This window comes from Nocardia sp. No.11 (assembly GCF_038752175.1).
In the GTDB taxonomy this organism is placed as follows: domain Bacteria; phylum Actinomycetota; class Actinomycetes; order Mycobacteriales; family Mycobacteriaceae; genus Nocardia; species Nocardia canadensis.
The window spans coordinates 1-5,782 of the sequence record NZ_JBCGFB010000208.1; the positions used below are offsets into that span (position 1 = coordinate 1).

The window sequence follows — 5,782 nt, forward strand, 5'->3', positions numbered from 1 at the left end:
ATCGGCGGTGGGCGCGGCGGTCGCGACGCCGGAGCCGGCGAGGGCGATGCCGAGCGCGGCGGCGGCCACGGCGGCACGGAGAACGGTTCGGTTGAGCATGATGACTCCTGGGTCGAGCGGCCCGGCGCGGGCGCGGGGTTGACGTGCGCCCCGGTAGCCCGGACGGAGCCGATCCGCCGAGGACTTTGGAATGAGACCACTTCACACTGGTGTCGCGAGGTGAAACGGGCAATCCGGTCCCCGTCGTCCCGGCGCGTCGGAAGACACGGCCGTCCGGCGCCCGGCTCGTCGCCGCGTCCGGCGGCCGCCGGAGATTCCGGGGTGGGGCATGCGGCGCTCGCCGCCTCCGGCCGGGTAATCTCACCGCTCATGGGCGTGCTGATTGCGGTGGAAGGCCTCGACGGCGCCGGTAAACGGACGCTGATCGACGGGTTGATCGACGAATTGTCCGGAAAGGGGCTGCGCGCGGGCAGCCTGGCCTTTCCGCAATACGGCCGGTCCGTCCACGCCGATCTGGCCGCGGAGGCCCTGCGCGGCGGGCACGGCGACCTCGCCGGCTCGATCAACGCGATGGCGATCATGTTCGCCCTGGACCGTGCCGACGCGAGCGCGGAGCTGTCGAACCTGTTGGACGCCAACGACATCGTCATCCTGGACCGCTGGGTGGCGTCCAACGCCGCCTACTCCGCCGCTCGCGCCGAACAGGACGCCGACGGTGAAATCGTCTCCTGGGTGGGCGATCTGGAGTTCGGCAGGCTGGCCCTGCCGACGCCCGACCTCACCGTCCTGATCGACATTCCCACCGAGGTCGCGGCCGAACGCGCCCGGCGCCGTGGTGAACTCGACACCACCAGGGCCCTGGACGCCTACGAGCGGGACGGCGGTCTACAGCACCGTACCGGGGAGGTCTATCGTGAGCTGGCCGACCGCGACTGGTTCGGTCGCTGGTGGACATACCGATCCGATGACGATGGGCCCGCCCTACTCACCCTCTGCTCGGAAATCTTTGCCGGATAAGGTTGGATACGCGACGGGTTCACACCATTAATGGCGTGGCGGCCCGATCCTGGCCTGGGAGATGACAACATAGGACTATGAAGCCCAAGATTCTGGTCGTCGACGACGATATGGCACTCGCTGAGATGCTGACCATCGTCTTGCGCGGGGAAGGGTTCGACCCGCACGTGGTCGGCGACGGCACGCAGGCCCTGTCGGCGGTGCGGGAGATCCGCCCCGACCTGGTGTTGCTGGACCTGATGCTGCCCGGGATGAACGGCATCGACGTATGCCGCGTGCTCCGGGCCGATTCCGGCGTTCCGATCGTGATGCTCACCGCCAAGACCGACACGGTCGACGTGGTGCTCGGTCTGGAGTCCGGTGCCGACGATTACATCGTCAAGCCGTTCAAGCCGAAGGAACTCGTCGCCCGCGTGCGCGCGCGTCTGCGCCGTACCGAGGACGAGCCCGCCGAGCTGCTCTCGATCGCCGACATCGTCATCGATGTGCCCGCGCACAAGGTGACCCGCGGCGGCGCGCAGATCTCGCTCACCCCGCTGGAGTTCGACCTGTTGGTCGCGCTCGCGCGCAAGCCGCGCCAGGTGTTCACCCGTGAGGTGCTGCTCGAACAGGTCTGGGGTTACCGGCACGCCGCCGATACCCGCCTGGTCAACGTGCACGTGCAGCGACTACGCGCCAAGGTCGAGAAGGATCCGGAGAACCCGGAGATCGTCCTGACCGTCCGCGGTGTCGGTTACAAGGCCGGACCGCCGTGATCGGTACCTGTGAGGCGCCGCTGTGACCGACGGTCGACCTGCCGGTACAGCGTCAGCGCCTCCAGCGCACGACGGACGTGCGCAAACCTTCGTCACGCAGTTGCGGCGATGGGCGGCTCCGGTCATGGCCTGGTTCCAGGCTGTCGGGACCGCGCTGGGCCATCTCTGGCGCCGGTCGCTGCAACTGCGTGTCATCGTGTCCACGCTGACCCTCTCGCTCATCGTGATCACGATCCTCGGTGTCGTGCTCACCGGTCAGATCACCGACCGGCTGCTCGAAGCCAAGATCAACGCCGCCGTCGAGGAGATGGATCGCGCCCGCAGCACGATCGAGGGCAAGCTCTCCGGCGTTCATGACGCGAACAGTCAGCAGCAACAGCTCGCCGACGCCCGCGCCGCGCTGTCCAGCCGTGGCGGCACCGGGCAGTCCAGTGGCGCGGCGGGCAGTTTCGACTCCGCGCTGGCGATGGTCGGCGGCACGCCGCCGCAGGAACTCACCACCGGTCCCATCTCGGAGGTGCCGCAGGAGCTGCGCCGCTTCGTCCAGCGCAACCAGGTCTCCTACCAGTTCACCACCGTCGCCGACCCGGACGGCTATCGCGGGCGCGCGCTGATCATCGGCAGCCCGAGCGCCGAGGTCGCGACCCTGGAGATCTATCTGATCTTCCCGCTGGCCAGCGAGGAAGCGAGTTTGTCGCTGATGCGCGGCACGATGCTCATCGGTGGCGTGGTGCTGCTGGTGCTGCTCGCCGCGATCACCGCGCTGGTCACCCGGCAGGTGGTGCTGCCGATCCGGTCGGCGGCGCGGATCGCCGGTCGCTTCGCCGACGGCAGGCTCAAGGAACGCATGCTGGTGCGCGGCGAGGACGACATGGCCCGCCTGGCGCAGGCGTTCAACGAGATGGCCGAGAGCCTGTCGAACCAGATCACCCAGCTGGAGGAATTCGGCAATCTGCAACGCCGGTTCACCTCCGACGTCAGCCACGAGCTGCGCACCCCGCTCACCACGGTGCGCATGGCCGCCGACCTCATCCACGGCTCCAGCGACGATCTCGATCCGGCGCTGGCTCGCAGCTCCGAGCTGCTGGTCAACGAGCTGGACCGGTTCGAGGGCCTGCTCAACGACCTGCTCGAGATCTCCCGGCACGATGCCGGTGTGGCCGAGCTGCAGGTGGAATCGCTCGACGTGCGGATGTGCGCGCGGGCGGCGATCTCCACGGTGCGGCATCTGGCCAAGGAAGCCGGCGTGGAGGTCGTCATCGATCTGCCCGAGGAGCCGGTCGTCGCCGAGGTCGACCCGCGCCGGGTCGAGCGCGTGCTGCGCAACCTGCTCGCCAACGCGATCGACCACAGCGAGGGCAAGCCGGTGCTGATCCGGATGCGCGGCGACGCCGAGGCCAACGCGGTCGCGACCGTCGTGCGCGATCAGGGCGTCGGCCTGCGGCCGGGCGAGGAGAAGCTGGTCTTCAACCGGTTCTGGCGCTCGGACCCGTCGCGGGTGCGGCGCTCCGGCGGCACCGGTCTGGGCCTGTCGATCAGCGTCGAGGACGCCAACCTGCACGAAGGCAGGCTCGAGGCGTGGGGTGATCCCGGCGTCGGCGCCAGCTTCCGGCTGCTGCTGCCGATGGTGCGCGGCCGTAAACTGGGGGCCAGTCCGCTGGCCCTGGAACCGATGCTGCGCAAGGTTCCCGCCCTGCCCGAGGCCGATCCCGAACCGGATTCCGGCGACCGGGCGGAGATCAGGACCGAGCCCGCGGGCGCGATCGAGACCGAGCCGGCAGGCACCGCGGGCCCCGAGGTGATGCCGACCGAGCCCACCGGCACCGGGCCGATCCCCTCGGACGCCCGGACGGACCCGCCCGACGCGCACCCGGCGTCGAACGGGCGCGCCGAGACCACCGGCGCCGAGGACCAGCCGATGTCCACCGAGACCGGAGACCGACAGTCATGACGAACGTGCGGGGTGTGCGCTGGGGGCGGCGGGCGGCCGCGCTGGTCGCGGCCGCGCTGGTCGGCGCGCTGGTCCTGAGCGGGTGCGCCAGCCTGCCGGAGTCCTCGGCACCCCAGGCACTCGGCACGATCAATCGCGCGCCCACCTCGGAGGGACCGCCGCCGCCGACCTCGGGCCGCGACCCCGACCTGCTGGTCGGTGACTTCCTCGCGGCCAGCGCCGATCCGGCCAACCGGCACGCCGCGGCCCGCCAGTACATGGCGCCCGAGACCGCCGGTGAATGGAACGACGAGGCGAGCATCACCATCGTCGATCGCCCCGACACCCTGCGGGAATCGCGCTCCGGCGACAAGGCCAGCTACGTGATCCGCGCTCGCAAGGTCGGCGAGCTGGGCGGCGACGGTAGCTACCGGGCCGTCGAGGGCACGCTCGAGAACAAGATCGAGATGAGCAAGATCGACGGCGAGTGGCGGATCACCGAACTGCCCCCCGGCGTCGTGATGGATTCCACCGCGTTCGACAAGACCTACCGCCGCTACGTGCTGCAATACGTCGATCCGGGCAGTTCCGTGCTGGTCCCCGACCCGCGCTGGATCTCGGTGCCGCGCGCCCAGCTGACCGAGCGGCTGATCGGCATGCTCGGCGCCGGGCCCCAGTCGGCGATCGCGCCGGTGGTGCGCAATCAGCTCGCGCAACCGGTGGCCGTGCGCGGCCCGATCGTCAAGGCCAAGGACGAGCCCGGCGAAGTGGGCATCGGCATCGGTGGGGTGCGCATCGACTTCACCGGGGTCGCCCAGCTCGGGCAGAAGGAACGCGAACTGCTCGCCGCCCAGGTGGTGATGACGCTGGCCGGCGCCGACATCCTCGGCCCGTACGTGCTGCTCGCCGACGGCAAACCGCTCGACGACCGGTACGCGGCCGGTTGGTCGGTCGCCGACCTCGACCAGTACAGCGCCTCGGCCCCCGGCCAGAACCGGATCGGCCTGCACGCACTGCGCAACGGCACGCTGGTGCAGGTCACCCCCGACGGCATCGTCACCCCGAGCGGGTCCTTCGGTGAGGCGACCAACCTGCAGTCGGTGGGCATCTCCGCCGACGGCCAGTTCGTCGCCGCCGTCGCCGACACCGGCAGGCCCGCACCCGAACCCGGCCGCACCCTGCTGATCGGCAACTACGGCGCCAAGGCCTTCGCCGTGGCCGAGGGCACCAGCATCGCCCGGCCGTCGTGGACCTCCGACGGCGGCGCCGCCTGGACGGTGCTCGACGGCGATCGCGTCATCCGTGCGGTCACCGACCGCGCCACCGGCAACGTCTCGGTCCAGGACGTCGACACCACCGCCCTGTTCGAGGGGACGGGCGCGCCGCGGCCGCCGATCAGCGAGGTGGTGGTCTCGCGCACCGGCGTGCGGGCCGCGCTGATCGCCGACGGCAAGGTCTACGTGGCGGTGGTCGAACGTCGTCCCGACGGCAAGTACGCGCTCACCTCCCCGCTGCCGCTCGCGCTCGGGTTGAGCACTCGCGCGGTCTCGCTGAGCTGGGTCACCGGCGACACGATCATGGTGGCCCGCGAGGGCAACGTCGACCCGGTTTTCACCGTCTCCATCGACGGTTCCCAGTTCTCCCCGGTGACCTCGCAGAACCTGACCCCGCCGGTGCGGGTGGTGACGGCCGCGCCCGCCACCCAGTACGTGGCCGACTCCCGCGCCGTGTTGCAGTTGCAGACCGCCGATCCGGCTCGCAACGACCGCTTCTGGCGCGAGGTGCCGGGTCTGACCGGCGAGCGCGTCGTCCCGGTGCTGCCCAGCTGACTTGTCGGTGGGCGCTGTGATACTCACCCGCTATGAGAGCCCTGCTCGATCTGGTGCTGCCCGTCCACTGCGGTGGCTGCGCGACGGCGGGCGTGGCGTGGTGCCCCGGCTGCGCGGCCGAGCTGAGCCGGGTCCCGGTGCGGGTCCGTCCGCGCACCGATCCCGGCGTCCCGTGCTGGGCGCTGGGTCCCTATCGCGGTCCGGGGCGCCGCGCCGTGCTGGCCGCCAAGGAGCACGGCAGGCGCGACCTG

The 5,782-nt window shown here is 70.7% G+C and carries 4 protein-coding genes and 1 pseudogene; all 5 read left to right on the forward strand.

Going from position 1 to position 5,782, the window contains the following annotated elements; translation table 11 throughout:
• The first annotated feature begins 369 nt into the window (after positions 1–369).
• Complete coding sequence (locus V8688_RS30985; RefSeq protein ID WP_218718683.1) at positions 370–1,017, forward strand: dTMP kinase; 648 nt, start codon at positions 370–372, stop codon at positions 1,015–1,017.
• Positions 1,018–1,094: 77 nt separating this feature from the next.
• Positions 1,095–1,772: an MtrAB system response regulator MtrA gene (gene mtrA, locus V8688_RS30990; protein ID WP_019048752.1), complete on the forward strand. Its 678-nt coding sequence runs from the start codon at positions 1,095–1,097 to the stop codon at positions 1,770–1,772.
• Between the two features lie 124 nt (positions 1,773–1,896).
• Positions 1,897–3,723, forward strand: coding sequence for an MtrAB system histidine kinase MtrB (gene mtrB, locus V8688_RS30995; RefSeq protein ID WP_342802285.1), 1,827 nt, complete (start codon positions 1,897–1,899; stop codon positions 3,721–3,723).
• A complete protein-coding gene (lpqB, locus tag V8688_RS31000) occupies positions 3,720–5,531 on the forward strand; it encodes an MtrAB system accessory lipoprotein LpqB (protein WP_342802286.1) in 1,812 nt (603 codons plus the stop codon). Before mtrB ends, lpqB begins: the two co-directional genes overlap by 4 nt.
• Positions 5,532–5,563: 32 nt before the next feature.
• A pseudogene (locus V8688_RS31005) lies at positions 5,564–5,782 on the forward strand (ComF family protein); the annotation flags it as partial.